Origin of the sequence: Pseudomonas syringae group sp. J248-6, from assembly GCF_032586995.1 — a bacterium.
Classification (GTDB): domain Bacteria; phylum Pseudomonadota; class Gammaproteobacteria; order Pseudomonadales; family Pseudomonadaceae; genus Aquipseudomonas; species Aquipseudomonas amygdali.
This window is the reverse complement of record NZ_JAWHOP010000011.1, coordinates 172,617-197,847: the sequence shown is the minus strand read 5'-3', so window position 1 is coordinate 197,847 and position 25,231 is coordinate 172,617. Positions and strand designations below refer to the sequence as shown.

Sequence of the window (25,231 nt, the reverse complement as noted above, 5' to 3'; positions counted from 1 at the left end):
GGGAATAGCTCAGTTGGTAGAGCACGACCTTGCCAAGGTCGGGGTCGCGAGTTCGAGTCTCGTTTCCCGCTCCAAATTCACAAAAACGCCGCTCATCAGAGCGGCGTTTTTGTTTGTGCGTTTTAAGCATCTTTATAAAAGATCATCTTTCCCCGCGTGTCACGCTCAGCCCTGTCTGGATGCCAATAACTCGTCGAGCTCCGGCATCAGGGTCACGCTCTCCTGCTCATTGGGATCAGTACGCGCGACCAGAACCGTTGCTTCGCGCTCGCTGCTGCGGTTATAGGGCACATGCGGCATTCCCGCCGGGATATAAAAGAAGTCGCCTTGTTCCACGATGGCATGCTTTTCCAGCGACTCGCCATACCAGCAGCCGGTGGCTTCACTCAGGGCATAGATGGCGGTTTCATGCTCCTGATGTTTGTGAGCCTTGCCCCTGCCGCCGGGGGCAATTGTCAGCAGTTGCATATGGATATGTCGGGCACCTGCACTTTGTGCGGAGATGCCGACCTGATAATCCATACCCTGCTTGCCTTGAGAGGGCTTGGCGGGTTTCAAAAGGACACAATCAAGTTGATCACTGGCCACGGTTTTTTCCTCGCCTGATGCTCAATAGCGTTGATCCACCCGGCCCGCTGCCCGGCAAGGGCAGGGGGGGAGTGAATACTATGCCTTGTCGGGCGGAGCGTGGCTCAGGCGCAGGCGCCTATCAAGTGAAAGAAACGCCATGTCGGTCCCGGTAATGGGGCCTATGCATCAGGGCATCTGCGGCAGTTCATTGGGCCGCATGTCAAACACCAACACTTCTGCGTCAACGCCTTCGCTCAGGCTAATGACCTGTTCGTTGCGCAAACGCACCCCATCACCTTCGTCAAGCGGCTGCCCATTGAGCACCACACTGCCACGGGCGACATGCACGTAGGCATATCGGTTGGCAGCCAGTTCCAGGGTGGCAGTTTCATTGCCATTGAACAGACCGGCATACACACGAGCGTCCTGACGAACCTTGAGCGCACCGTTCTCGCCTTGCGGGGAAATGATCAACTGCAAATGACCGCGTTTCTGTTCAGCGCTGAAATGCTCCTGTTGATAGTTCGGGGTTGCGCCTGCAACATTCGGCACGATCCATATCTGCAGAAAATGCACGCCCTCGGTGTGCGAATGGTTGAACTCGCTGTGCGCCACGCCGCTGCCGGCACTCATCAATTGCACGTCGCCAGGACGAATCACCGACCCGGTGCCCAGCGTATCCTTGTGCTCCAGCGCACCTTCCAGCACGTAGGAAAAGATCTCCATGTCGCGGTGTGGGTGCTGGCCGAAACCTTTGCCCGCAATCACGCGGTCGTCATTGATCACCAGCAGATCGGAAAAGCCCTGCTCCTGAGGGTTGCGATAACCGGCAAAGGAAAAGGTATGAAAGGATTTCAACCAGCCATGGTTGGCAGCGCCGCGGTCGGAAGCTTTACGAAGAGTCAGCATGATTCTTTCTCCATCCGTTTATCGACGCTGCACATTCAGCAATCGATCAAGTGAGACAAAGGTTACGGCTTATCGACTGTCGCAATAAGTAGCTGGAACATGAATGACTGTCTCGCTGTGGTTGACAGTAGCGAGTGGCACGTTACGCTCTGTCGAACAGCATTCAGCGTTCACTCAGGCTACGACACATGAACCCTTTTGAAGACATGCGGATTTTCTGCCAGGTCATGGAGTCCGGCAGCTTCACGGCGGCGTCCGACAAGCTGGGCCTGTCCAAGCAATTTGTCAGTCGGCGCCTGATGCAACTGGAGGAACGGCTGGGCGTGCGCCTGCTCAACCGCTCGACACGACGTCTGGATGTCACGCCGCTGGGGCAGAGTTATTACGAATCGGCCCTGCGCCTGCTGGCCGAGGTCGAACAGGTCGAGCAGGGGATTACCGGGCAGAACAACGAGCCACGCGGCACCCTGCGTCTGAGTGCGCCGCTGTCGTTTGCCGTTGCCCATCTGGGCTGTCTGCTGCCGCTGTTTTTGCAGCGTTACCGCGACGTGGCGGTGGAGGTGGACCTGAGCGATCGTGCGGTGGACTTGATCAGCGAAGGCTATGACCTGGTGCTGCGTATCGGGGTGCTGGAGGACTCCAGCCTGATCGCCCGGCGCATTGCCTCGATTGATCGGGTCTACTGCGCCAGCCCGGCCTACCTGGCCGAGCGCGGTACGCCGCAAAAACCCGAAGACCTGCACGCTCATGATTGCCTGCCCTATGGCCACAGCCGTCAGGCGCAATGGCGTTTTCAGGTGCAGGGCAAGCCTTTGATGCTGAACATCAGCGGGCGTATGCGCGCCAATAATGGCGAGCTGCTCAGAGACACGGCGTTGGCCGGGCTGGGCATCACTTACCTGCCGACGTTCATTGTTGGCGCGGCGCTGCGTGACGGCAGCCTGGTGCGGGTGCTCGATGACCTGCGGCCCGAGCCATTGACGCTGTCAGCGGTTTATCCCCAGCACCGTCAGGCCTCACGTCCAGTGCAGGCATTCATCGAGTTCCTGCGCGAGCGTCTGGAATCAGCTATCGAGCTCAATGAACCGCCTGGCTGAGCGCTTCGCTGAACAGGTTTAGATAATTTTTTTGCATCTTAGGCTAGAACAAAAATGAATTTAGCTAATTTTTGTTCGGGTGTTAGGGTCGTTGCCGATCAATTCGATCTGCCCGATGCTTCTGGAGACCCTGCCTGTGCCGACAACTATCATCTGCTGGAGCCAACGCCTGCTGACTGGGCTGGCGTTGGGCCTTGTGGCTGCGCTGAGCACCCAGGCTGCCGACCTGATTGTCGGTGATCAGAGTTACAGCGCCCGGACCGTGATGGAAGCGGCCGGTGTACTCAAGGATCTGCCCTACGAGCTTGAATGGAAGCAGTTCACCGCAGGCTCCCCGGTCGCCGAAGCGTTGAACGTCGGTAGCCTGGACATCGGTTTGCTGGGCGATTCGCCTGCGCTGTTCATGGGCGCGCTGGGTGCGCCGATCAAGGTCATCGGCGTATCGCGGCAGAACCTCGACGGCGTTGCGATCGTAGTGCGCAAGGATTCGCCGATCAAAACCGTCGCGGATCTGGCCGGCAAGAAAGTCGCCATCTGGAAGGGCTCGTTCAGCCAGCAATTGATGCTCACCGCGCTGGACAGGGCGGGTGTCGCCCGCGATGCCGTTGAATATCGCTACCTCAGTGCACTGGATTCTTCCCACGCGCTGGATGGCGGCTCGGTGGATGCGATTGCCACCTGGGAGCCCTATGTCACTCAGCAGGAGCGTCAGGGCGCACGAATCATTGCAACTGCCGACGGCTTGATCCCCGCGCAAAGCTTCATTGTCGCCAACGATCAGGCCATCAAGGAAAAGCGTGCGCAGATCAGCGATTTCCTGCAGCGTCTGCAAGCTGCTCGCGCCTGGTCGGTCAGCGACCCGCAGCACAATGAAATCTATGCCAACGCCTGGGCTGCGCTGACCAAAGCCGATGCACAAGTGGCGCGCCGCTGGTTTTCCCGCGCTCAGGTCGTGGTGGTGCCGATCACCCCGCAAGTGGTGGCAGGCGCACAGCAGACTATCGATTTTTTCAACAACGCCGGGCTGACCAAACGCTATCCTGCTGCCAGCGTGTTTGACGAGTCGTTCAATGCGGCGCTGGACAGCCAGACGCAGGTTGCCCGCTGAACGACTGCCTTGTCCTGGAGCCTTCACCATGAGTTTTACGTCATTGCATTGGGGTGTTTATCGCCCGCAGGTCGAGGAGGGCAAGTTGAAAGCCCTGCTGCCTGCGGAGTGGGACAAGGACCCTTCACCGATTGGCGATTCGGTTGCCGATGCCATTACCTCGCCCACACGCGTCATGCGCCCGGCGATACGTCGCAGTTTTCTTCAGCAAGCCGGCGGGCGACCCGATCTGCGTGGGCAGGAGCCGTTCGTCGAGGTCTCCTGGGAGGTGGCGCTGGATCTGGTCGCCAGTGAGTTGCAGCGCGTCAAAGGCGAGCACGGCAATCAGGCAATTTTTGGCGGCAGCTACGGCTGGGGCAGCGCGGGGCGTTTTCATCACGCACAAAGCCAGCTGCATCGCTTCCTCAACTGCATCGGCGGTTATGTATTCAGTACCGACAGCTACAGCCTGGGGGCCGGGCGGGTGCTGATGCCGCACATTGTCGGCAACATGGACTGGCTGCTGGCGGCGCATACGTCCTGGAAAAACCTCGCCGAGCACTGCGAGCTGTTCGTCGCCTTCGGGGGATTGCCCGCCAAGAATGCGCAGACCAGCCCCGGCGGTGCCAGTGACCATCTGTTGACCGACGCGTTGCAACGCATGTCCGACGCCGGAGTGGAGTTCGTCAACGTCAGCCCGCTGCGTGATGACCTGGCTGGCCCGACACATAACCAATGGCTGGCCGTACGCCCCGGCAGCGATACGGCGTTGATGATGGCGCTTGCCTGGGTATTGATCAGCGAAGGGCTGCACAACGAAGATTTCGTTCAGCGCTACACCGTGGGTTATGCGCGTTTTCGCGATTATCTGCTGGGTCACGTCGACGGCCAGCCTAAGGACCCGCAGTGGGCCGCTGCATTGACCGATATCCCCGCGCAGCAGATTGTCGACCTGGCGCGGCGCATGGCCAGCAAACGCACCATGATCAACGTCGCTTATTCATTGCAACGTTCTATACATGGCGAGCAACCGTTCTGGATGACCGTCACCCTGGCGGCGTTGTTGGGGCAGATCGGTTTGCCCGGTGGCGGCTTTGGCCTGGGTTATGGCTGCATGAACAACACCGGCAGCGGCCGCAATGCATTCTCCGGGCCGCGTTTTTCCCAGGGCAGCAACCCGGTCAAGGACTTCATCCCGGTCGCACGGGTGACAGATATGTTGCTCAACCCTGGCACACCGTTCGATTACAACGGGCAGCAGCAGACTTACCCGGATATTCGCCTGGTGTACTGGGCGGGTGGCAATATCTTTCACCATCATCAAGACCTCAATCGGCTGCTGGAGGCGTGGCAGCGGCCGCAAACCATCATCGTTCACGAGCAGTTCTGGACCGCTCAGGCACGCTATGCCGACATCGTGCTGCCAGCCACCACGGCGCTGGAACGCAACGACATCGGCAGTTCGGCGTCCGATCGTTTCATGATTGCCATGCAGCAGGCCATCGAGCCGGTGGGCGAGTCTCGTGATGACTATTCGATTCTGGCCGGGCTGGCCGAGCGGCTGGGTGTGGCACAGGCGTTTACCGAAGGTCGTGATGCCCAGGCCTGGCTGCATTTTATTTACGATGAGTCTCGGCAGCGCGCTGAAACCTTCGGGATTACCCTGCCGGGTTTCGAGCAGTTCTGGCGTGACGGATTACTGGAAATAGACTATCCCCAGACCGATAACGTACTGCTCAAGTCCTTTCGCGATGACCCTGACGCGCATCCACTGCCGACGCCGTCCGGGCGCATCGAAATTTTCTCCGAGCGCATCGCAGGCTTCGCTTATGCGGACTGTCCCGGCCACCCTGTGTGGCTGGACAAACCTGCGCCTGCCCACGCGCTGCACCTGCTGTCCAATCAACCCAAAACCCGCCTGCACAGTCAGTACGACCACGGCAGCTACAGCCGTTCCTCGAAAATTCAGGCACGCGAGCCGCTGACCCTGAACCCGCTGGATGCGCAAATGCGCGGGCTGGTCGATGGCGATGTGGTCAAGGTCTTCAACGAGCGGGGCGCGTTTCTGGCTGGAGTAATCGTATCGGACAATATTCGGCCTGGCGTGGTGCAGATTGCCACCGGTGCCTGGTTCGATCCGTTGGTGCATGGCGAGCCGGGCAGCCTGGAAAAGCACGGCAACCCTAATGTGATCACCCAGGACATCGGTGCTTCCAGCCTGTCGCAAGGGTGTGCGGCGCAGACCGCGTCGGTGGACATCGTCAAATGGGATCAGGCGCTGCCGCCGGTGACGGCGTTCGAGCCGCCGTCACTACTCTGAGTGCGTTTTACTGCTCTTTATTACGTGCCGCAAAAACCGCCTTGCCCACACCCGCCAATACCGCGTCGTTCTGCGGCGTATGCACCCGGCCGCACAGCACGTTGCGGTAATGGCGCTGCAGCGGGTTGCTGCGTGACAGTCCTGGATTCCCTGAGGCCTCGATGGCCAGTTCCACCGCACGGATAGCGTTGCCGGTCACCAGGTATTTGATCTGTGCAGCATGCTGTGCGGGCGTGTGGCCCTGGGCCGCGGACTGCAGCAGGCTCTGGTTGGCGAACAGCAAGGTGTCGATCTGCCCGACGGTTTCCTGAAAGCGCGGCAGGGTCGACAGCGCGGCCCCGAGGTTGGACGGCTTGCGCTGTTCCAGCCAGTGCACCAGCCAGTCGCGGGCGGAGTGGGCGATGCCGTCGTAGACTGACGACAGCAGCACCGACATCCACAGCATGCCCGACCCATCAAGTTCGGATTGCGGGGCGCTCCACGGGCTGACGCTGACGGCATGATCAAGCGGCACCAGCACGTCGTCGAAGCGGACTTCGTGGCTGCTGGTGGCGCGCATGCCCAAGTGGTCCCAGTCCTCGATGATCCTGATGCCCGGCGTGTCCTTGTGGACCAGCCAGCTGCCCACCAGCGGGTCATCGTCGTCGCTGCGCGCCCACACGGCGAACCAGGTCAGGCCATGACTGCCGGTGGAGTAGATCTTGCTGCCGCTGATGCGCCAGCCGTCGGCGCTGCGGCGGGCGACGGTGCCCGGCAGGCCGCCACGCGCAGGGGTGCCCAAGTCAGGCTCGACGCGCAGGGCATTGATCAGCGCACCTTCGCGTACCGCCTCTTCGGCAACTTGTACACGTAGATGGCTCGGCCAGTTACGGTTCTCTTGCAGCCTCGAATGCTGCAGGTATTGCATGACCAGAATCAGCGCCGTCGACGGTTCGCCCTTTGCCACTGCGCTGACCACTTGCTGCGCGCGGGGCAGATCGGCGCCGCCGCCGCCCAGTTCAGCCGGTACGGTCAGGCCGAGCAGGCCGTGGGTGTGCAGTAAATGAAAGTTGGCATGCGGGAACTGGGCGCTGATGTCGTACTGCTCGGCAGTTTCAGCCAGTGTGGCGGTCAGCTTAGCCAGTCGTTCGCTGAAGTCTTCAGCCGACTCGGCTGCCGGATAATGCGGGCGCGGGGTAGGGCGCAGGGTCGAGAGTGTCATGCGGGGTCCTTTTCGCAGCGGTTATGCAGCGGTCATTGCGTGGCGGCCTGAGCGATCTGCGCGCGCGAGGCGTTGAAGCTCTTGTCGAAGCCGGTTGAAACGTCGATTTTTTTAGTCAGGATGCCTTCAGCCAAATAGGTGTCCGCAGTGTTCTGCAGTCCCTGAACGATCTGATCATCAATCGGCGTACGTTGCATTTTCGTCGCCTTGGCCACCGCCAGATGCACCGCCAGCGGCAGGCCGGTGACTTTCGCCTGAGCGGCCGCGTACTCTTCGGGATGAGCATTGGACCAGTTGAAGGCGCGCTCCACCCGGGCTACAAAATCATCCAGTTGGGCACGTTTGCCTTCAATGGCCTTGCTGGTGGCGGCGAGGTAGAGGTGATTGCTCAGCAACTCGCTGCCACTGACCAGCACACGAGCGTCGCTTTGCGCGATGGAAATCGTCGTGTAAGGGTCCCAGGTCGCCCAGGCATCGGCGTCGCCGCTGTCCAGCAACAGACGCGATTCGCTGGGCAGCAGGTTGATGAAGGTGACGTCACTGGTTTTCAGCCCGGCTTCATGCAGGGCGCGGATCGCCAGGTAGTGGCCGATGGAGCCGCGCCCGGTGACGATGCGCTTGCCCTTGAGGTCGGCAACGGTCTTGATCGGCGAGTCCTTCGAAACCAGAACCGCCGTGGTGAAGCGGCCCTGCGCATGGGTAATACTGACCACTTTCAAGGGCGCACCCGCGCCCAGCGCGAACACATAGGGCGCATCACCCAGCGCGCCGATATCCACCGCGCCAGCGTTCAGTGCCTCTCCCAGAGGGGCCGCCGAGGGGAACTCGGAAAACTGGATCTCGTAAGGCACGTCCTTGAGTTCGCCGGAGACCTGCAACAGTATTTTCAGCAGCGACTTCTGATTGGCGACCAACAGCGGAGCCTGCTCGGCAGCCACCACCTGCTGGCCTGCCAGCACACTGAGCAACGCGCCCAGCAGCAGGCTTTTGAGCGGTAGAGGTGATTTGAAAAAAGGCAGCATTGAGGTGTTTCTCCATTGAGTTGATCGGTTGGCCAGACACTTATCGTTCCTCACGCTCAAATCACGTAAAACCCGTGCGTTCCGTCCCGTCCCAATTGCTCCACCAGGCCAAACTCCCAGTCCAGGTAGGCCTGCATGGCTTCGCGCGGCGCATCGGTGCCTTCGTACGGGCGGCGATAGCGGTCGATGCGTGGCGAGGCCAGTCGGCTTTCACCATGCTCCAACGGCAGACCAGCCTTGATCCAGCTGGCGGTGCCGCCTTCAAGCAAAAACACCGGCTTGTCGGTCAGCGCTTCGACGTCGGCCACGGCAAAGCGCGCCAGCCGGCTGCTGCCACAGGTCAATACGTAGCGGTCGGCGGCAGGTATCTTTTCCAGCGCCTGTTTGAGGTCGGCGCGCAAGGTCCACCAGGCACCGGGAATGTGCTGTTTGACGTAATTGGCGCTGGCGGTGAAATCCAGCACTGCCACTTCCACCTGTGTCTGCCATTGAGTAAGCGTCTCGACGCTGATCGCCTCCACTTGCGGTGGCGCAGGGAACGGCGCATCCCAGTCACCCGTTTCGCTGAAGTCTGCTGCATGCAGGTCATCGAGCACCGAAACGTCCCAGCCCAATTGCGCCAGCCAGGAGGCCGACATGTTGGCGCGCACGCCGTCGTCGTCCACCAAGGCTATTCGTGCGCCGCGTACGCTGGCGAAGTGATCGGTTTCCTGCACCAGCTGCCCGCCCGGTGTGGAACGCGCACCGGGCAAATGACCTTTGGCAAACTCTTCCGGTGTGCGCACATCGAACAGGTAAGTAGTGCGCGAAGTCTCGGCTTGCCAGCGTTGCAGATCATTGCGGCTGGCGCGTTTGACCTTGGCGCGATCAGCCACCTTGCGCGCATCGGCACTGGCGGTTTCGCGGGTTTGCTCACTGACCGCTGCAAAACGCCGGTTCTGACCATGGTCCAGTGTCTGGCCGGCCAGCAGCCAGCCAATCGTGCCATTGCGCAGCGCATTGATCTGATTGGGCAGGCCCGCATTGACCAGTGACTGAGTGCCGATGATGCTGCGCGTGCGACCGGCGCAATTGACGATGATTCGCGTGTTCGGATCCGGTGCCAGCTCCCGAGCCCGCAGCACCAGTTCCGCGCCCGGTACGCTGATGCCACCGGGGATGCTCATGGTCTGGTATTCGTCATAGCGCCGGGCATCGAGCACTACCACGTCGGCGTCGCTGTCGAGCAGGGCCTTGACCTCTTCGGCCGCCAGAGACGGGGTAGCGCGATGGTGTTCCACCAGTTCGCCAAACGCCTTGCTCGGCACATTCACATCGATGAACAACTCGCCGCCAGCCTCACGCCAGCCTTGCAGTCCGCCCTCGAGCAGTCTCACATCGCTGTAGCCCAGCGCCTGTAAACATTGCAGTGCAACCTGCGCCAGACCTTCGCCATCGTCGTACAGGGTTATGGCTGTGTCGCGTCGCGGGATGCGCGGGAACACCTCCAGCTCCAGCTTCGACAACGGGATGTTCACCGCAAACAGAGGATGGGCCTGGGCAAAGGGTGCCTCTTCGCGGACGTCTACCAAGGCCAGTTCCTGGCGGTCCAGCAAGGCCTGACGAACGTCGGCGAATGATCGGGTGGCAGATGTGGTCATCGGGCGGGGCTCCCTGTTGGCTGATCCTGAGTGGCGTGGGTGACGGCTGCGGCATTCGAATAGCCGGAGATGAACAGTTTTTCTGTGCCGTCCAGGTCGTAGACCGCACGCTTCACCGTGCCGATATCGGCACCGTAAACGTGGATGCTGATCGACACTTGATCGTTGAAAGCATTGCTGACCTGATGCACATCGTTGCTTTTCGGTGACAGCGCTTCGACCTGGCCGGGTTGCAGGCGAATCGCCGGGCCGCTGGTTTCCAGGCGTCCTTGCGCGTTGCGGGTATAGCCCTGTGAATGCTCGGCACCGCGCAGCATGCCGATCAGACCCCAGACGCGATGGTCATGAATCGGCGTGCGTTGCCCCGGTCCCCAGACAAAACTGACCACTGAAAAGCGCTGCTGCGGGTCGGCATACAGCAGAAATTGCTGATAGCGGTCGGGGTCGGGTACGGCAAATTCTTCTGCCAGCCAGTCATCGTGGCTGACCAGTTGCGCCAGCAGCTTACCGCCGCGACGCAACAGATCGCCTTCGTGCGGCTCGCTGCCAATCAGCTCGCCCAGCGCATCGATAAAGGCCCCGAGTCGTTCCGGGTGTCGGTTCTGAGTCATGTCCATTTCCAGATCAAGGTCAGGGAATGGTTTGATATAAGCATAATATGGATATTTAATATGCTATTTTTTAATGATTAGGTTATAACGAAAACGTCTTTTACTTCCGTGCTGCAATGCGTGAAATCTAGCGTCGGTCTGTTGGACGGGCTATGAATGGACGTCTGCCGGGACTATTCTTTTTGCCTGTGTTTCTTCTCTTCTTTATGTGCGGTCCGAATGAAAATTGATGATATCGATGCGTTCGTTGCAGTCATCCGCTGTCAGTCGATCAGCCATGCCGCTGAATCGCTGGATCTGACCCAGCCGGCGATTACTCGCCGGGTGCAGAATTTCGAGCAGGCCCTTGGGGTCGAGCTGTTTGACCGTAATACCAAGCCGCTCAAGCCAACGCCGATGGGCATCCAGGTGTACCAGAAGTGCCTGGCCATCCTGCGCGAGATGGATGCGTTGCGCGAGCTGGTGGCCAGCGACACGCCGCCCAGTGGCCTGCTGCGTCTGGGCGTGCCGCAAACCATCGGTGACGTGGTGCTGCTCGATGCGCTCAAGCAGCTACGCGGAGAATTCCCGGATCTGCGCGCCCAGGTCAGCACCGGCTGGGGCAGCCACCTGATCGGCAAGATCGAAAACGGTGAGCTGGATGCCGCGGCAGCGCTGTTTCCTGCCGGCAAGATATTCCCGGACAACATCGTCGGTCAGTCCATCGGCAAGATGGAACTGGTGGTGGTCTGCGCCAAGGGGCTGGTGCCGAAAAAGCCCGGCAAGCTGGCGGATTGCTACGAGCAGGGCTGGGTACTCAACCCCGATGGCTGTGGTTTTCGCGCAGGTTTGCAGCGTACGCTGACCGACCAAGGGCTGAGCATGAAGGTCAATCTGGAAACCTTCGGCACCGAGCTGCAACTGGGGCTGGTAGCCGATGGCATGGGGTTGGGTCTGGTGCCAAGGCCGTTGCTGGAGCGCAGCGCTCACCGCGAGCAACTGGTGGTGCTGCCGCTCAAGGACTTCAAACCGGTGATGGACCTGTGGCTGTTCTACCCACGTTTTCTGGGCAATCTGCAAGCACCGGTCGAGGCTTTTGGCGCGCTGGTGGCTCGCTCCCTCAAGCCGGTTTCAGCAGCCGCCTGAAAACGCCATTGCGGGCGGGAAGTCTTCAGTCAGAAGCCTGGCCCGCCCGCATGGCGTTGAATCAGGCGACTTGTTCGCGAGCCTGCTGTTCACGCTGAGCCACCAGTGCGCGGGTCAGCGGGATCAGCTTTTTGCCATAATCGATAGCATCTTCCAGCGGGTCGAAGCCGCGAATCAGAAAGGTGGTAATCCCCAGGTCGTAATAGTCCAGCAGCGCTTCGGCGACCTGTTCCGGGGTGCCGACCAGCGACGTGGAATTGCCCTGCGCGCCGAGCAGGCCAGCGATGCCCGTCCACAAGCGTTTGTCCAGACGTGAGCCTTGCGCCGCTGCGGCCAGCAGGCGACGCGACCCTTCGTTGGGTGGTTCGCGACGGACAAAGCCGCTGCGGTCTGCCAATGCCTTGGCTTTTTCCAGAATGCTGTCGGCGCGTGCCCAGGCTTGTTCTTCGGTGTCGGCCAGAATCGGGCGCAGCGACAGGCTGAAACGAATGGTCCGGCCATGTTTGGCGGCTTCGGCGCGCACCTGTTTGACCACATCGCGTACCTGTTCGTACGTCTCGCCCCACAAGGCATAGACGTCGGCGTGTTTGCCAGCCACCGCAATCGCCGCTGGCGAAGAGCCGCCAAAGTACAGCGGGATGTGTGGCTGCTGCGGGGACTTGACCAGCGAGTGCGCGCCCTCGAACTGGTAGTAAGTGCCCTGATGGTCAAAGGGCTTGTCGCTGGTCCATTCCTGACGCACCACGCTGAGGTATTCATCGCTGCGCGCGTAGCGTTCGTCCTTGCCGATGTGGCTGCCGTCGGCGCGCAGCTCCTTGTCGTCGCCGCCGGTAATGATATGCACCGCAGTGCGCCCGCCATTGAACACGTCCAGCGTCGCAAATTGCCGGGCTGCCACGGTGGGGGAGATGAAACCGGGACGATGCGCGACAAGAAACTTCAGTGTGCTGGTCACGCTGGCGGCATGCGCGGCCACCAGTGTGCTGTCCGGGCTGTTGGAGTGGTATGCGATCAGCGCACGATCAAAACCGGCGTCTTCATGAGCCTTGGCCACTGTCTTCACGTAGTCGGGCTGTATGGTCGCGCCGCTGCGCGGGTGGATTTCAGAACCGGGTTGCGTGGCGATATAGCCAATGAATTCGATGCTCATGAAAACTCCTGCCAATGGTTGAGGTCCGTTCGACCTTGTCGAGAAGCACCATAAAGGCAAGCAGAGGAGGCTGTGAAATTCGATTTTGGTCTAAGTTAATTATAAAAAATATGCATTATAAGTTTTGTTGGTAATCAAATATTTTAACTATTAGCTTAGAGCTAAATAGAATTTCACTCGGCTTTCTTATGCACTTAGCATGGTGTTCATACTGCGTCGGGTGCGTCATGCCCGATTTGCCCAGAAAGGATGCGCCCATGTCTGACACAACGCTCAACCCCGCCGACCCCGGTTTTCTGCTGGTCAACAAGCCTGAACAGCGTCGCGCCTCTGAACAGCATCGCCAGCGTCGGCAAGTGCCGGCCTCTGTTTTGCGTCTGCTCAGCCCGCTGGCGCTGTTGCTGCTCTGGGAACTGGCCTCACAAACCGGTCTGTTGCCCAGCCGAGTGATCGCCGCACCGTCGCAGATCGGCGGTACGCTATGGTCGATGATTGTTTCAGGCGAACTGGCCGTGCACCTGTGGGTATCGCTGCAGCGCGCATTGCTGGGCTTGAGCATCGGCGTCAGTATTGGTGTGGTCGCTGCATTGATAACCGGGCTTTCCCGGCGCGGCGAAATCGCCCTCGACTCGCCGATGCAAATGCTGCGCACCATTCCGTCGCTGGCACTGGTGCCGCTGTTCATCCTCTGGTTCGGCATTGGTGAATTCACCAAAGTGGCGCTGATCGTGATGGGCACCACCTTTCCGGTGTACCTGAACCTGTTTTCCGGCATCCGCAACATCGACCCGAAACTGATCGAGGCCGCCAACACCTTGGGGCTGAGCCGTCGCGAGCTGATCTGGCACGTGATCCTGCCCGGTTCGCTGCCTTCTTTTTTTGTCGGGCTGCGCTATTCGCTGGGTATCTCCTGGCTGGCGCTGGTGTTTGTCGAACAAATCAACACCACCGCAGGAATCGGCTTTCTGGCCAGCGATGCCCGCGACTTCATGCGCACTGATGTAATCGTTATCTGCCTGTTGATCTACAGCGTCCTGGGCCTGGTAATCGACGGCATCATTCGCACGCTGGAGCGCTATGCGCTGGCCTGGCGACCGACCTTCGTGAGGAATTGAGCATGGCGACCCTTGAATTGCGTAACACTTCACCAGTCACGCCCCCGGTTCAGTTGCGTAACGTGGTTCGCCAGTTTGGCCCACAACGGGTGATTGACGGGCTGGACCTGGACATTGCCGCGGGCGAGTTTGTCGCTTTGCTGGGTGCCAGTGGCTCCGGCAAGACCACCTTGTTGCGCACTCTGGCCGGGCTGGACGACATCGACAGTGGCGAGCTGCGTGTGCCGGTGGCACGTGCCGCGGTGTTTCAGGAACCGCGGCTGATGCCGTGGAAAAGCGCCTGGAAAAACGTGGTTCTCGGCCTGCGCATCAACGATGCCAAGGCACGGGCCGAAGCAGCATTGACCGAAGTCGGCCTGGCCCATCGGCTGAATGCCTTTCCGGCCACATTATCCGGTGGCGAGGCGCAGCGTGTAGCGTTGGCGCGCGGCCTGGTCCGTGAGCCGAAACTGCTGTTGCTCGACGAGCCTTTCGCCGCCCTCGATGCCTTGACCCGCATTCGCATGCACCAGTTGATCATCGACCTGTGGCGCAAGCACACCCCGGCGGTGCTGCTGGTAACGCACGATGTCGATGAGGCGATCCTGCTCGCTGACCGGGTCATCGTTCTGGCCGACGGTAAACTCGCCGATGACATCCGCGTCGACCTGCCACGCCAACGTGACAGCGGGCAGGCCGGGTTTCAGGCAATTCGTAGCCGCTTGCTGGGTTTGCTGGGCGTGAAGACGCAGGCTGCCGATACTGCAACGCAGGAGCCAGCCCACGACGTGACGCTCAGCGCATTGCGTCGTTTCGCCAATGCTCGTTGATCCTGCGCAGGGTGCGTATCATGGGCGTCTGAATTTCTGGAGGGGACGTCCATGTCTGCCGAAAAGCCCGAAGTCATCATCACCTATTGCATTCAATGTCAGTGGTTATTGCGCGCCGCCTGGCTCGCCCAGGAGCTGTTGAGCACGTTCAGTGACGACCTGGGCAAGGTCTCGTTGCAGCCGGGCACCGGTGGCGTGTTTCGCATTACCTGCGATGGCGTGCAGCTCTGGGAGCGAAAGGCCGACGGCGGCTTTCCCGAGGCCAAGGTGCTCAAGCAGCGGCTCCGCGACCAGATCGACCCGGCCCGCGACCTGGGCCACAACGACCGTCATACTCCCGCCAGTCCTCAGTAATACAGGGCGATTGTCACGACATCGCCACGCGCGTGTCACATTCGGTTAACCGGCATGCTCCACTCTCTTGGAAACCCTGCCGGAGGTCATGCCATGACCAGTGCTCAGCTCGCCACACCCAGCCGCAAACAACGCGTGCGCACCTTGTGGATTTCCGACGTTCACCTGGGCACGCGCGATTGCCAGGCTGAGCACTTGTCCGCGTTTCTCAAGCGCTATCAGGCTGACAAGGTGTATCTGGTTGGCGATATCATCGACGGCTGGAAGCTGCGCGGCGGCATGTATTGGCCGCAGGCGCATACCAACGTGATCCGTCGGCTGCTGACCATGAGCAAGCGCGGCACCGAAGTCATTTATGTCACAGGCAACCACGACGAATTCCTGCGTCGTTACTCCAAGTTGGTGCTGGGCAACATCCAGCTGGTGGACGAATCCGAGCACGTGACGGCCGATGGTCGTCGTCTTCTGGTCATCCACGGCGACCAGTTCGACGTGATTACCCGTTATCACCGCTGGCTGGCCTTTCTCGGCGATTCGGCCTACGAATTCACCCTGACCCTCAACCGCTGGCTGAACCATTGGCGCGCCAAGTACGGCTATGGCTACTGGTCGCTGTCGGCGTACCTGAAGCACAAGGTCAAGAGTGCGGTGAATTTCATCAGCGATTTCGAGGAAGCCATCGCCCACGAATGCGTGAAGCGCGGACTGGATGGCGTGGTCTGCGGGCACATCCACCATGCGGAAATCCGCCAGGTGGGCGGCGTGGAATACCTCAATTGCGGCGACTGGGTTGAATCCTGTACCGCCCTGATCGAACACCTGGACGGCACAATCGAACTGTTTCGCCTGGCCGACGCACACTTGAAAGCCAGTCAGCCGGTGGTTCAGGAGCCGGTCAGCGAAACGGTGGCCTGATTCAACCAGCCTAAAACGGCACCTTGCCCAACAGCATGTCGCGGTACATGACGAAATCGCCGAGCAGGCTGTAGAACGGATGCCTGAACGTGGCCGGCCGGTTTTTCTCGAAGAAGAAATGCCCGGCCCAGGCGAAGCCGTAACCCGCGACCGGTAACAACCACAACAACCCCCAGCGACCGCTGCCCACACCGAATGCCAGCAGGAAGATCACCAAAGAGGTGCCCACAAAGTGCAGGCGCCGACTGGTACTGCTGCTGTGCTCGGCGAGGTAGAAAGGATAGAACTCGGCAAAGCTTGAGAAACGCTTGATGGTATCCACGGCGCGCACCCTCGTGTTGGTTCTTCTTGTTATACACAAATTTAGCCGACTGTCGTGCCGATGTGGAGCGTGGGCACGATGGACGTGACTAGCTTGCTGATGTTTACGACTATCGTGCCAATGCTCCGCGTTGGCATAAGGCATTACCACGCTGAGCGTGGGAACGAGAATCGGAGCCGAACCTCAATCCACCTGACATCACAGAACCGCTGTGCAGCGCGGAGCAGTTCTCGACCCGTCAGCAAAAACGCAACAAAACATGGCACAGTTGCCCTGAAAAATGGCACATTGGCGCGCCTTGGTACGCGTGACACATCTTGTAATCATCCGTCCGGGGAACCTGAAAACCTTTTTACGGATGAATACCCATGGCGACCAGCGCTCAGCCCGTGACGGCGAAGGCCTCGACCCCCCCTCAAGCCAGCCCGCTGGTGATGCGCATTATTGGTGCCGTTGCCCTTGCTCACCTGATCAATGACCTGATTCAGGCCATTCTTCCGTCGATCTACCCGATGCTCAAGGCCAGCTACGACTTGAGCTTCACCCAGATCGGCCTCATTACCCTGACGTTTCAGATCACCGCATCGCTGCTGCAGCCGTGGGTCGGCTATTACACTGACCGCCATCCTAACCCGCTGGTACTGCCTGTAGGGTCGATCTGTACGCTGGTCGGCATTGTGATGATGTCGATGGTGGGCAGTTTTCCATTGATTCTGCTGGCTGCCGCATTGATCGGCATCGGTTCTTCGACATTCCACCCGGAAGCTTCGCGTATCGCGCGACTGGCTTCCGGTGGTCGTTATGGGCTCGCGCAGTCGACCTTTCAGGTGGGCGGCAACACCGGCTCCGCGTTCGGGCCATTGCTGGCGGCGGCGATCATCATCCCGTTCGGCCAGGGCAACGTGGCGTGGATCGGCCTGTTCGCATTGTTCTCGCTGGGTTTGCTGTATGCGATAAGCCGCTGGTATCGCGCGCACCTCAACCTGTTCAAGCTCAAGGCAGGCCAGGCGGCCACTCATGGCCTGTCCAGGAAACGCGTGATTGCCTCACTGGCAGTGCTGGCATTTCTGGTGTTTTCCAAGTTCTTCTACATGACCAGTCTGACCAGCTATTTCACCTTCTACCTGATCGAGAAGTTTGACCTGTCAGTCGCCAGTTCGCAGCTGCACTTGTTCCTGTTTCTGGGCGCAGTGGCGGCCGGGACCTTTTTCGGCGGTCCGATCGGCGACCGCATTGGCCGCAAGGCGGTGATCTGGTTTTCGATCCTTGGCGCTGCACCGTTCACCCTGGCCCTGCCTTATGCAGACCTGTTCTGGACCAGCGTGCTCAGCGTGATCATTGGCTTTGTACTGGCGTCGGCTTTTTCCGCCATCGTCGTCTACGCCCAAGAGCTTGTGCCTGGCAACGTGGGCATGATTGCCGGGCTGTTCTTCGGCCTGATGTTCGGCTTCGGCGGCATTGGCGCAGCCTTGCTCGGCTATCTGGCTGACAGCCACGGCATTCTGTTCGTCTACACGCTGTGCTCATACCTGCCGCTGCTTGGCATCCTCGCTATTCTTCTACCCCGGACCAAATAATGCTGATAGCAACGCTGATCTTCCTGTTCACCATTACGCTGGTCATCTGGCAGCCCAAAGGCCTGAGCGTAGGCTGGAGTGCGGTACTCGGGGCGGTTCTGGCGTTGCTGACAGGTGTTGTGCACCTCAGCGACATCGCCGTGGTGTGGGGCATCATCTGGAATGCCACGGCGACGTTCATTTCGCTGATCATTATCACGCTGTTGCTGGATGAGGCGGGGTTCTTTGCCTGGGCCGCGCTGCATGTAGCGCGCTGGGGCAAGGGTAAGGGACGTCGTCTGTTCGCCCTGTTCGTGCTGTTCGGTGCGCTGGTGTCAGCCTTGTTCGCCAACGACGGTGCCGTGCTCATTCTCACGCCTATCGTCATTGCCATGATGCTGGCGTTGCGCTTCTCCGCTGCGTCGACCCTGGCGTTCGTCATGGCGGCCGGCTTCATTGCCGATACGGCCAGCCTGCCGCTGGTGGTATCGAACCTGGTGAACATCGTTTCGGCGGATTACTTCAAGATCGGTTTCAACCGTTACGCAGCCGTCATGGTGCCGGTGAACCTGGCCAGTGTCGCCGCCACTCTGGCCGTGCTGATGTGGTATTTCCGTCGAGATATCCCCAGTGAATTCGAGCCCGAACATCTGGACAAGCCCGAAACGGCTATCCATGACCGCGCTACGTTTCTGGCCGGTTGGGCCGTGCTGGTGATTTTGCTGGTGGGCTGTTTCGCTCTTGAGCCGCTGGGCATCCCGATCAGTGCGATTTCGTCGGTCTGCGCGTTGCTGCTGCTCGCCATTGCCGCCAAAGGGCACACGATCAAGACGCGCAAGGTGATGAAAGAAGCACCGTGGCACATCGTGGTCTTTTCGCTGGGCATGTACCTGGTAGTTTATGGTCTGCGCAACGCTGGACTCACCGGTTATCTGGCCAGTCTGCTGGACTGGTTTGCCGGCTATGGCATCTGGGGCGCAGCGATGGGCACCGGCGTCATGACCGCGTTTCTGTCTTCGATCATGAACAACATGCCCACCGTGCTCATCGGGCTGCTGTCCATCGATGCAAGCCATGCCAGCGGGGCCATTCAGGAAGCGATGATCTACGCCAACGTGATCGGCAGCGACCTGGGGCCAAAAATCACCCCGATTGGCAGCCTGGCGACGCTGCTCTGGCTGCATGTGCTGGAGCGCAAGGGCATCACCATCAGTTGGGGTTATTACTTCAAGGTCGGCATCGTACTGACCGTGCCGGTGTTGCTGATTACACTGGCTGCGCTGGCACTGCGATTGAGTTGAGCGGGTGGCTGGTGTCGGCCAGATTCGGCCACATGTCCGACACCAGAAACAAGCGCTCGGCTTCTTCCCAGTTGCCCTCGGTATTCTCTTTCAGGCGCACCAGCAATTGCGCCGGGGCCAGCGGGTCGAGTTCGGCCAGCCAGTCGCGTAGCTGCTGATCGCTCCACGCTTCGTCGTACAGCGCCGGTGCCAGCCAGGCATGACGCGGCAGGGGTTGCCAGCGTCCGGGGCTGCTTTGCGCCACAAACGGTTTCCAGTCACGTTGATGCAACCAGCGGCCCTTGAGATGCTGCGGGTGAACACCTGCGGGCGATTCGCATGAGCCTGGCCACGGATACAGCAGATAACCGCCCAGCCACAACTGCGCGCTGAAGGCCTCGACACCCAGCGCTGCCAGGGCCGCTCGGCTTTCCGGACGTGCAGACATCGGCAACTGATGCTGGCTCAGGTGGGCAAGCTTGCGGTCCAGCCGATCCTGGCAGCCAGGCCCCAGCCAGCTGGCCGGGTCGCGGCCGTCTCCGTCCTGCGGCCCTAGGTAGAGCTTGATTGCCAGTTCGACGTGATGCACGCCTTCACGATCACGCAGCAGCATGTCCAGTTCGCCCAGCGTCTGGCTGCCGAGCCGGATCGGCAGGTTGGCGGCAATGATCTCCACCCCCGGCGCGTGCTGCACCGCGAACTGCCAGAGCCGTTCGTAATAGCGGCCCAGCCGGCGTGTGGTTGCCAGCGCCAGCCAGTCTTCCAGCGGGCGACTGTCACGGTCGAGTTGCCAGAGAAAGTCTGCCAATCGCTGCGGGTGCTGTACCCAGTCACTGCCCGCCAGCGGATGACGCTGTGGCCACGGCGCGACTTCCAGCATGGGCGGCGCGAGGATCACCCAGGCAAGGTCGCGCACTTCGGAGTGCCGTAGTTGGCGGGGGAGGTCGATCAGGCTTGGGAATAGAGTCATTTGCCGAGGATAGCGTGAGTTGAGGTGCAGGTGAGCTGATTGTGAAGGCGAAAAGATGCTGTGCTATCCAACGGGCCTGGCCAGTCCGAGAAAATCAGGGTCTTCACTACCGGGGCAGGGCGAGAATCGCTTGACGTCGGTTGCCCCCTTGACGTTCAGGTCGATGCGGCCGTTGGCATCTATGAAGATTGTAGTCTCTGGCCATTGCGGATCTATGTTTACGCAACCGCTGATTCCTGCGTTGTCCCACCATTGGAAATACATGAAGAAATCTTTTTTTTGAAATATATGGCCGCTGTCCCCAGTTGCTCCGCCAGGCCTTATGCCACCTCTGCTTATGCGGTGATCGGTAATCCATGTGTAGCTAAGCTCTCCGTCTGCCTTGTCTGAGTAATAGACGCTTACGTAGGGCGTAGCGAAATCCCATAGTGCGAGGATGAGAAAGGTCGCCGTTAACTTCGGCCAGCGGGCTATGGCGTGTATCAGGATTTTTCGTTTCATGCAGTGCCCTCGTTTTCAGTCGCGCTGAAGCATGAGTGCACTCTTACTCCTTTACCCCACCTGCTCTTGGGTATCTGTGGTTCATCTCGTCAGCGATGTAGCGGGTCAGTTCTTCCATCTGGTCCGGGTGATTACAGACTGGCGCTATGGCCGTGTTGGAAGTTGCAGATGAGAACAGTGCTTCAGCCGCTTTGGCTTTCTCCTGCAACCCAGGGTCGTTCACAAGCTGATTCAGCTTCGGTTCGTCCAGTGTGCCGTCCTTGCGAAGGATGCCGAGCCTGGAGAAATCGATGGCTGGGCCAGCGGCATCGCCGAAGTCGTAGCCGCCACCCACATCGGGGCTGCCGGAAATGATCGTTCCGCCGTGGCTGGTCGGGCTGCCCAGGTGGGCCATCGGGCGACCGTTGATGAGGATCGAGGGAAAGCCGGTGACGATCACCGCGCCGCAGCCGCACATATCGCCTACTCTGGCGGCGGACATGCCGTTGATCAGGGTGTCGGAGGAGGCTGTGATAATCGGGGTGCAACCGTGGCCCGGCAACGGGCAGAGGTGCATGTCGCCCTGGCGGCCTGAGGGAATCATGTGTCGTCCTTAGGTGTATTGAAAACGGAAGAAGCTAATGAATATCTTCTGTGGGGTATGTAAGGCAAATCCGGGTTTATTGCGGGAATCTGCTCATTTATTCAAAGCCAATCTGCTGATTGAAGCGCTTCGTGATGAGGCGTTTCGCTTGATCTTTACGTGCCGGTTTGCTGCTACCGGGCCGTTTCGCCCATAATCGCTGTTTTAAGTCGTCTCGAAACCGCAGCAGGAGTCTCATGGAGCAATTTCGCAATATCGGCATCATCGGTCGCCTGGGCAGTGTTCAGGTGCTCGATACCGTTCGCCGACTCAAGAGATTCCTGCTGGACCGCCACCTGCACGTCATTCTTGAAGAGACGATTGCCGAAGTCCTGCCCGGTCATGGCCTGCAAACCTCGTCGCGCAAGATGCTCGGTGAAGTCTGTGACATGGTCATCGTGGTCGGTGGCGATGGCAGCCTGTTAGGGGCAGCACGGGCACTGGCCAGGCACAACGTTCCGGTGCTGGGTATCAACCGCGGCAGCCTGGGTTTTCTGACCGACATTCGTCCCGACGAGCTGGAGGTCAAATGTGCCGAAGTGCTCGACGGGCATTACCTGGTTGAAAACCGCTTCCTGCTACAGGCCGAAGTGCGCCGCCACGGTGAGGCCATCGGTCAGGGCGATGCGCTCAACGACGTTGTGCTGCACCCCGGCAAGTCCACGCGCATGATCGAGTTCGAGATCTATATAGATGGTCAGTTTGTGTGCAGTCAGAAGGCCGATGGCCTGATCGTCGCCACGCCGACCGGATCGACAGCCTATGCGCTGTCGGCGGGCGGGCCGATCATGCATCCCAAGCTCGACGCCATCGTCATCGTGCCGATGTACCCGCACACCTTGTCCGGGCGGCCCATCGTGGTCGACGGCAACAGCGAGCTGAAAATCGTGGTGTCCAAGGACATGACCATTTATCCGCAAGTGTCCTGCGATGGCCAGAATCACTTTACCTGCGCACCGGGTGACACCATCACGGTCAGCAAGAAACCGCAGAAGCTGCGTCTGATTCACCCGCTGGATCACAATTATTACGAAGTCTGCCGCACCAAGCTCGGCTGGGGCAGCAAGCTCGGCGGCGGGGGCGATTAATGCTCGATCCGGCGCGTGGCTACGATCTGATCGGTGACGTGCACGGGTGCGCCCATACCCTGGAGCACTTGCTGGAGCTTCTCGGCTACCGTCTGCAGGCTGGCGTCTGGCGTCACCCTGAGCGTATTGCAATTTTCCTTGGCGACATCATCGACCGTGGCCCGCGCATTCGCGAGTCGCTGCATATCGTCCGCGATATGGTTCAGGCCGGTCATGCCCTGTGCATCATGGGCAACCATGAGTTCAACGCGCTGGGCTGGATGACGCCAGCCTTGCCGGAAAGCGGTCATGAGTTCGTACGTGAGCACACCCCGCGTCATGCCCGGCTGATCGGCGAAACCCTGGCGCAGTTCGAGCGCTACCCGGATGAATGGAGCGAGTTCGTCAACTGGTTCTATGAGCTGCCGCTGTACATGGACGCCGGTCGTTTCAGGGTGGTGCATGCCTGCTGGGATGCGACTCTGATCGATCCGTTGCGCGGCCTGCATGGCACCGGTTGTATTGACAAGCATTTTGTCCAGGCCTCGGCAGTGCCCGGCAGTTTCGCCAGCAATGTGTTCAACCGTCTGCTGCGCGGCACCGACATGCGTTTGCCGCATGGTCTGACCCTGACCGGCGGTGACGGGCTGACCCGCGAGTTCTTTCGTACCAAGTTCTGGGAAGATGACCCGCAGACCTATGGCGACGTGGTATTTCAGCCCGACGCGTTGCCTGAAGGCGTAGCCAAGACCCCGCTGTCCACGTCGGAAAAAAACGCATTGCTGCGTTACGGTATCAATGAGCCGCTGCTGTTTGTCGGTCATTACTGGCGCAGCGGCGTCCCTGCGCCCATCCGTCCGAACCTGGCCTGTCTGGATTACAGCGCCGTGCTCTATGGCAAGCTGGTCGCCTATCGGCTGGACCAGGAAACACAGATCGACCCGGACAAGTTTGTCTGGGTCGACGTGCAGCGTCCCGAGGTTTCAGAATGAGTGCTGTTGCAGTCCTGCGGTTGCCGTTGACCACCAACCTGAGCGGCTTTGTCAGCCTGTTGCAGCGCTTGCGGATTCCCCACAGGGTCAGCGAAGAGGCTGGCGAGCAGGTGCTTTGGGTGCCGGATGCGCCGCAACTGGCCGATGAAGTGCGCGAGTTATACACGCGCTTTCCTGAAGGGGACGAGGATTTTCAACTGGCGCAAGACGCCTCAAGCGTAACGTACAAGCCGCCGGGCCTGATCGAGCAGTTACGCAACAGCCCGGTGACGGCGCTGGTGTTGCTGGTCACCCTGCTGGTGGCGGGCATGACGTTGCTGGGCGACAACCTTGAAGCCATCCGCTGGCTGACCTTTCAGGATTTCCGGATCAGTGGCGAGTACGCGACGTTTCTGCCGTTGTCCGACAGTCTGGCCGCCGGGCAATGGTGGCGGATTGTCTCACCGATGCTGATTCACTTCGGCATCCTGCACCTGGCCATGAACGGCATGTGGTTCTGGGAACTGGGCCGACGTATCGAAATTCGTCAGGGCAGCCTGTCTTTATTGCTGCTCACGCTGCTGTTTTCAGCTGTTTCAAATTACGTGCAATACCTGTTCAGCGGCCCGAGCCTGTTTGGCGGGTTGTCCGGCGTGCTCTATGGCTTGCTCGGTCACTGCTGGATCTTTCAGTTACTGGCGCCCAACCCGGTCTACCGTCTACCACGTGGGGTATTGATCATGATGCTCATCTGGCTGGCGCTATGCCTGTCCGGCCTGGTGAGCATGCTCGGTTTCGGCGAGATCGCCAACGGCGCGCACGTCGGCGGTCTGATCATCGGTTGTGCTACCGGCCTGGTTGGCGGTGCGATTGCGCGCCGCAAGTCGTAAAATTACCCGCTATTTTCTGGAGTGCGCCATGTCGTCTTTTATAGAAATGATCGAAAACATCACCCCGGATATCTACGAGAGCCTGAAGCTGGCTGTGGAAATCGGCAAATGGTCCGACGGCCGCAAGCTTACTCAGGAACAGCGTGAGCTGTCGTTGCAGGCGCTGATCGCCTGGGAAGTGCAGAACCTGCCGGAAGACCAGCGCACGGGCTACATGGGGCCGCAGGAATGCGCCTCCAAATCAGCGCCAGTGCCCAATATTCTGTTCAAATCGGATGCTATTCATTGATCGAAATTGGTCGCGGAGCAGTCAACAAAATGTCGGCGCGTCAGGATGATGCGTCATGTGTGCAATACGCTTTTCGCCTGGGCGAGACCGAGATCGCGGTCAATCCGCTGATTGGCAAGACGTTGCGTCTGGAGTTTCTCGGCGCCATTCATTGCAGTCATTGCGGGCGCAAGACCAAGTCCAGCTACAGCCAGGGCTACTGCTACCCGTGCATGCTCAAGCTGGCGCAATGCGACATGTGCATCATGAGCCCGGAAAAATGCCATCACGATCAGGGCACCTGTCGCGATCCGGCATGGGGCGAGCAGTTCTGCATGACCGATCACATCGTTTACCTGGCCAACTCGTCAGGCGTGAAGGTCGGCATTACCCGCTCTACGCAGTTGCCGACCCGCTGGCTGGACCAGGGCGCGAGCCAGGCGTTGCCGATTCTGCGCGTAGCCACCCGTCAGCAGTCAGGCTTTGTCGAAGACTTGCTGCGCAGTCAGGTGGCCGACCGTACCAACTGGCGTGCGCTGCTCAAAGGTGATGCCCAGCCGGTCGATCTCAAGGCCATTCGCCAGGAATTGTTCGACAGTTGCGGCGCGGGCTTGCTGGGATTGCAAGAACGATTCGGTCTGCAAGCCATCCAATTGCTACATGACGCCGAGCCTGTCGAGTTTCGTTACCCGGTCGAGGCGTATCCGACCAAGATTGTCAGCTTCAACCTGGACAAGAACCCGATTGCCGAGGGCACGCTGCTGGGGATCAAGGGCCAATACCTGATTTTCGATACCGGCGTGATCAATATTCGCAAGTACACGGCCTATCAGCTGGCCGTGCATCAGTAGAAGGATTC

25 protein-coding genes and 1 pseudogene are annotated in these 25,231 nt (G+C 59.9%); 15 read left to right on the top strand and 11 right to left on the bottom strand.

The genetic code is table 11. The features are described 5' to 3' along the window. Positions 1 to 165: 165 nt before the first annotated feature. Together RYC17_RS16340 and RYC17_RS16335 are read right to left on the bottom strand one after the other, a co-directional pair. Positions 166 to 522 carry a cupin domain-containing protein gene (locus tag RYC17_RS16340; RefSeq protein ID WP_316903754.1) on the bottom strand — a complete coding sequence of 119 codons (357 nt, stop codon included), beginning with the start codon at positions 520 to 522 and terminating at the stop codon, positions 166 to 168. 234 nt (positions 523 to 756) lie between these two features. Next, positions 757 to 1,479 carry a pirin family protein gene (locus RYC17_RS16335; protein ID WP_058409682.1) on the bottom strand — a complete coding sequence of 241 codons (723 nt, stop codon included), beginning with the start codon at positions 1,477 to 1,479 and terminating at the stop codon, positions 757 to 759. A 188-nt stretch (positions 1,480 to 1,667) separates the two neighbouring features. On the opposite strand from RYC17_RS16335, the gene RYC17_RS16330 reads away from it, so the two are divergent. From RYC17_RS16330 to RYC17_RS16320, 3 genes are all read left to right on the top strand, one after another. Beyond that, the gene (locus RYC17_RS16330; RefSeq protein ID WP_316903749.1) at positions 1,668 to 2,576 is read left to right on the top strand and encodes a LysR family transcriptional regulator; all 909 of its coding nucleotides are present in this window, start codon (positions 1,668 to 1,670) and stop codon (positions 2,574 to 2,576) included. Between the two features lie 115 nt (positions 2,577 to 2,691). After that, complete coding sequence (locus RYC17_RS16325; RefSeq protein ID WP_219171813.1) at positions 2,692 to 3,684, top strand: ABC transporter substrate-binding protein; 993 nt, start codon at positions 2,692 to 2,694, stop codon at positions 3,682 to 3,684. Between the two features lie 28 nt (positions 3,685 to 3,712). Next, on the top strand, positions 3,713 to 5,983 hold the full coding sequence (locus tag RYC17_RS16320) for a molybdopterin guanine dinucleotide-containing S/N-oxide reductase (RefSeq protein WP_316903747.1): 2,271 nt from the start codon (positions 3,713 to 3,715) through the stop codon (positions 5,981 to 5,983). A gap of 7 nt (positions 5,984 to 5,990) precedes the next feature. On the opposite strand, the gene RYC17_RS16315 is transcribed toward RYC17_RS16320, so the two are convergent. The 4 genes from RYC17_RS16315 to RYC17_RS16300 are packed head-to-tail and all read right to left on the bottom strand — an operon-like array spanning position 5,991 to position 10,457. After that, a complete protein-coding gene (locus tag RYC17_RS16315) occupies positions 5,991 to 7,184 on the bottom strand; it encodes an acyl-CoA dehydrogenase family protein (RefSeq protein ID WP_316903746.1) in 1,194 nt (397 codons plus the stop codon). A 32-nt stretch (positions 7,185 to 7,216) separates the two neighbouring features. Continuing rightward, positions 7,217 to 8,206, bottom strand: coding sequence for an ABC transporter substrate-binding protein (locus RYC17_RS16310; protein WP_004667817.1), 990 nt, complete (start codon positions 8,204 to 8,206; stop codon positions 7,217 to 7,219). Positions 8,207 to 8,262: 56 nt separating this feature from the next. Continuing rightward, positions 8,263 to 9,846, bottom strand: coding sequence for a rhodanese-related sulfurtransferase (locus tag RYC17_RS16305; protein ID WP_122258071.1), 1,584 nt, complete (start codon positions 9,844 to 9,846; stop codon positions 8,263 to 8,265). Then, positions 9,843 to 10,457 carry a cysteine dioxygenase gene (locus tag RYC17_RS16300; RefSeq protein WP_193600919.1) on the bottom strand — a complete coding sequence of 205 codons (615 nt, stop codon included), beginning with the start codon at positions 10,455 to 10,457 and terminating at the stop codon, positions 9,843 to 9,845. The genes RYC17_RS16305 and RYC17_RS16300 overlap by 4 nt, the downstream gene beginning before the upstream one ends. Before the next feature lie 219 nt (positions 10,458 to 10,676). Here RYC17_RS16300 and RYC17_RS16295 point away from each other — a divergent pair, with 219 nt between their 5' ends. Next, a complete protein-coding gene (locus RYC17_RS16295; RefSeq protein WP_004657392.1) occupies positions 10,677 to 11,582 on the top strand; it encodes a LysR family transcriptional regulator in 906 nt (301 codons plus the stop codon). Positions 11,583 to 11,643: 61 nt separating this feature from the next. Here the strand turns inward: RYC17_RS16295 and RYC17_RS16290 are convergent, their stop codons facing one another. Further along, positions 11,644 to 12,732, bottom strand: a complete 1,089-nt coding sequence (locus RYC17_RS16290) for an LLM class flavin-dependent oxidoreductase (RefSeq protein WP_316903744.1) — start codon at positions 12,730 to 12,732, stop codon at positions 11,644 to 11,646. 257 nt (positions 12,733 to 12,989) lie between these two features. On the opposite strand from RYC17_RS16290, the gene RYC17_RS16285 reads away from it, so the two are divergent. From RYC17_RS16285 to RYC17_RS16270, 4 genes are all read left to right on the top strand, one after another. Continuing rightward, positions 12,990 to 13,847, top strand: coding sequence for an ABC transporter permease (locus RYC17_RS16285; RefSeq protein ID WP_058409676.1), 858 nt, complete (start codon positions 12,990 to 12,992; stop codon positions 13,845 to 13,847). A 2-nt stretch (positions 13,848 to 13,849) separates the two neighbouring features. Next, positions 13,850 to 14,656, top strand: a complete 807-nt coding sequence (locus tag RYC17_RS16280) for an ABC transporter ATP-binding protein (RefSeq protein WP_058409675.1) — start codon at positions 13,850 to 13,852, stop codon at positions 14,654 to 14,656. Between the two features lie 51 nt (positions 14,657 to 14,707). Continuing rightward, on the top strand, positions 14,708 to 15,010 hold the full coding sequence (locus RYC17_RS16275) for a SelT/SelW/SelH family protein (protein WP_002554513.1): 303 nt from the start codon (positions 14,708 to 14,710) through the stop codon (positions 15,008 to 15,010). 93 nt (positions 15,011 to 15,103) lie between these two features. Next, positions 15,104 to 15,925, top strand: a complete 822-nt coding sequence (locus tag RYC17_RS16270; protein WP_058409674.1) for a UDP-2,3-diacylglucosamine diphosphatase — start codon at positions 15,104 to 15,106, stop codon at positions 15,923 to 15,925. 10 nt (positions 15,926 to 15,935) lie between these two features. On the opposite strand, the gene RYC17_RS16265 is transcribed toward RYC17_RS16270, so the two are convergent. Next, on the bottom strand, positions 15,936 to 16,247 hold the full coding sequence (locus RYC17_RS16265) for a DUF962 domain-containing protein (RefSeq protein WP_058399995.1): 312 nt from the start codon (positions 16,245 to 16,247) through the stop codon (positions 15,936 to 15,938). A 368-nt stretch (positions 16,248 to 16,615) separates the two neighbouring features. Between RYC17_RS16265 and RYC17_RS16260 the strand changes: the two genes are divergently transcribed. Then, on the top strand, positions 16,616 to 17,824 hold the full coding sequence (locus RYC17_RS16260; RefSeq protein WP_002554510.1) for an MFS transporter: 1,209 nt from the start codon (positions 16,616 to 16,618) through the stop codon (positions 17,822 to 17,824). Further along, positions 17,824 to 19,104 (top strand): arsenic transporter, encoded by a 1,281-nt coding sequence (locus tag RYC17_RS16255; protein WP_058399906.1) that lies wholly within the window; start codon positions 17,824 to 17,826, stop codon positions 19,102 to 19,104. Before RYC17_RS16260 ends, RYC17_RS16255 begins: the two co-directional genes overlap by 1 nt. Here RYC17_RS16255 and RYC17_RS16250 read toward each other — a convergent pair. From RYC17_RS16250 to RYC17_RS16240, 3 genes and pseudogenes are all read right to left on the bottom strand, one after another. After that, on the bottom strand, positions 19,070 to 20,053 hold the full coding sequence (locus RYC17_RS16250; protein ID WP_058399907.1) for a DUF1853 family protein: 984 nt from the start codon (positions 20,051 to 20,053) through the stop codon (positions 19,070 to 19,072). The genes RYC17_RS16255 and RYC17_RS16250 overlap by 35 nt on opposite strands. A gap of 63 nt (positions 20,054 to 20,116) precedes the next feature. Beyond that, positions 20,117 to 20,554 carry a hypothetical protein gene (locus RYC17_RS16245; RefSeq protein ID WP_219169776.1) on the bottom strand — a complete coding sequence of 146 codons (438 nt, stop codon included), beginning with the start codon at positions 20,552 to 20,554 and terminating at the stop codon, positions 20,117 to 20,119. Positions 20,555 to 20,633: 79 nt separating this feature from the next. Then, positions 20,634 to 21,137: pseudogene (locus tag RYC17_RS16240) on the bottom strand (PAAR domain-containing protein); the annotation flags it as partial. Between the two features lie 236 nt (positions 21,138 to 21,373). Between RYC17_RS16240 and RYC17_RS16235 the strand changes: the two are divergent. The 5 genes from RYC17_RS16235 to RYC17_RS16215 are packed head-to-tail and all read left to right on the top strand — an operon-like array spanning position 21,374 to position 25,223. Next, positions 21,374 to 22,264, top strand: coding sequence for an NAD(+) kinase (locus RYC17_RS16235; RefSeq protein ID WP_002554505.1), 891 nt, complete (start codon positions 21,374 to 21,376; stop codon positions 22,262 to 22,264). Continuing rightward, entirely contained in the window at positions 22,264 to 23,235 is a 972-nt protein-coding gene (locus RYC17_RS16230; protein WP_054098078.1) for a metallophosphoesterase, read from the top strand. Before RYC17_RS16235 ends, RYC17_RS16230 begins: the two co-directional genes overlap by 1 nt. Then, complete coding sequence (locus RYC17_RS16225) at positions 23,232 to 24,104, top strand: rhomboid family intramembrane serine protease (protein ID WP_122281849.1); 873 nt, start codon at positions 23,232 to 23,234, stop codon at positions 24,102 to 24,104. Before RYC17_RS16230 ends, RYC17_RS16225 begins: the two co-directional genes overlap by 4 nt. A gap of 28 nt (positions 24,105 to 24,132) precedes the next feature. Then, the gene (locus RYC17_RS16220; protein ID WP_002554502.1) at positions 24,133 to 24,393 is read left to right on the top strand and encodes a YeaC family protein; all 261 of its coding nucleotides are present in this window, start codon (positions 24,133 to 24,135) and stop codon (positions 24,391 to 24,393) included. Further along, on the top strand, positions 24,390 to 25,223 hold the full coding sequence (locus RYC17_RS16215) for a DUF2797 domain-containing protein (protein WP_004665926.1): 834 nt from the start codon (positions 24,390 to 24,392) through the stop codon (positions 25,221 to 25,223). Before RYC17_RS16220 ends, RYC17_RS16215 begins: the two co-directional genes overlap by 4 nt. The last annotated feature ends 8 nt before the right edge of the window (positions 25,224 to 25,231 follow it).

Bases quoted from the DNA above. Each gene is read 5' to 3' on its own strand.
- RYC17_RS16270 (WP_058409674.1), top strand. From the start codon at position 15,104: ATGACCAGTGCTCAGCTCGCCACACCCAGCCGCAAACAACGCGTGCGC.
- RYC17_RS16305 (WP_122258071.1), bottom strand. From the start codon at position 9,846: ATGACCACATCTGCCACCCGATCATTCGCCGACGTTCGTCAGGCCTTG.
- RYC17_RS16290 (WP_316903744.1), bottom strand. From the start codon at position 12,732: ATGAGCATCGAATTCATTGGCTATATCGCCACGCAACCCGGTTCTGAA.
- RYC17_RS16235 (WP_002554505.1), top strand. From the start codon at position 21,374: ATGGAGCAATTTCGCAATATCGGCATCATCGGTCGCCTGGGCAGTGTT.
- RYC17_RS16250 (WP_058399907.1), bottom strand. From the start codon at position 20,053: ATGACTCTATTCCCAAGCCTGATCGACCTCCCCCGCCAACTACGGCAC.
- RYC17_RS16260 (WP_002554510.1), top strand. From the start codon at position 16,616: ATGGCGACCAGCGCTCAGCCCGTGACGGCGAAGGCCTCGACCCCCCCT.
- RYC17_RS16220 (WP_002554502.1), top strand. From the start codon at position 24,133: ATGTCGTCTTTTATAGAAATGATCGAAAACATCACCCCGGATATCTAC.
- RYC17_RS16330 (WP_316903749.1), top strand. From the start codon at position 1,668: ATGAACCCTTTTGAAGACATGCGGATTTTCTGCCAGGTCATGGAGTCC.
- RYC17_RS16310 (WP_004667817.1), bottom strand. From the start codon at position 8,206: ATGCTGCCTTTTTTCAAATCACCTCTACCGCTCAAAAGCCTGCTGCTG.
- RYC17_RS16335 (WP_058409682.1), bottom strand. From the start codon at position 1,479: ATGCTGACTCTTCGTAAAGCTTCCGACCGCGGCGCTGCCAACCATGGC.
- RYC17_RS16275 (WP_002554513.1), top strand. From the start codon at position 14,708: ATGTCTGCCGAAAAGCCCGAAGTCATCATCACCTATTGCATTCAATGT.
- RYC17_RS16300 (WP_193600919.1), bottom strand. From the start codon at position 10,457: ATGACTCAGAACCGACACCCGGAACGACTCGGGGCCTTTATCGATGCG.
- RYC17_RS16245 (WP_219169776.1), bottom strand. From the start codon at position 20,554: ATGAAACGAAAAATCCTGATACACGCCATAGCCCGCTGGCCGAAGTTA.
- RYC17_RS16280 (WP_058409675.1), top strand. From the start codon at position 13,850: ATGGCGACCCTTGAATTGCGTAACACTTCACCAGTCACGCCCCCGGTT.
- RYC17_RS16325 (WP_219171813.1), top strand. From the start codon at position 2,692: ATGCTTCTGGAGACCCTGCCTGTGCCGACAACTATCATCTGCTGGAGC.
- RYC17_RS16295 (WP_004657392.1), top strand. From the start codon at position 10,677: ATGAAAATTGATGATATCGATGCGTTCGTTGCAGTCATCCGCTGTCAG.
- RYC17_RS16255 (WP_058399906.1), top strand. From the start codon at position 17,824: ATGCTGATAGCAACGCTGATCTTCCTGTTCACCATTACGCTGGTCATC.
- RYC17_RS16315 (WP_316903746.1), bottom strand. From the start codon at position 7,184: ATGACACTCTCGACCCTGCGCCCTACCCCGCGCCCGCATTATCCGGCA.
- RYC17_RS16320 (WP_316903747.1), top strand. From the start codon at position 3,713: ATGAGTTTTACGTCATTGCATTGGGGTGTTTATCGCCCGCAGGTCGAG.
- RYC17_RS16225 (WP_122281849.1), top strand. From the start codon at position 23,232: ATGAGTGCTGTTGCAGTCCTGCGGTTGCCGTTGACCACCAACCTGAGC.
- RYC17_RS16230 (WP_054098078.1), top strand. From the start codon at position 22,264: ATGCTCGATCCGGCGCGTGGCTACGATCTGATCGGTGACGTGCACGGG.
- RYC17_RS16285 (WP_058409676.1), top strand. From the start codon at position 12,990: ATGTCTGACACAACGCTCAACCCCGCCGACCCCGGTTTTCTGCTGGTC.
- RYC17_RS16340 (WP_316903754.1), bottom strand. From the start codon at position 522: ATGGATTATCAGGTCGGCATCTCCGCACAAAGTGCAGGTGCCCGACAT.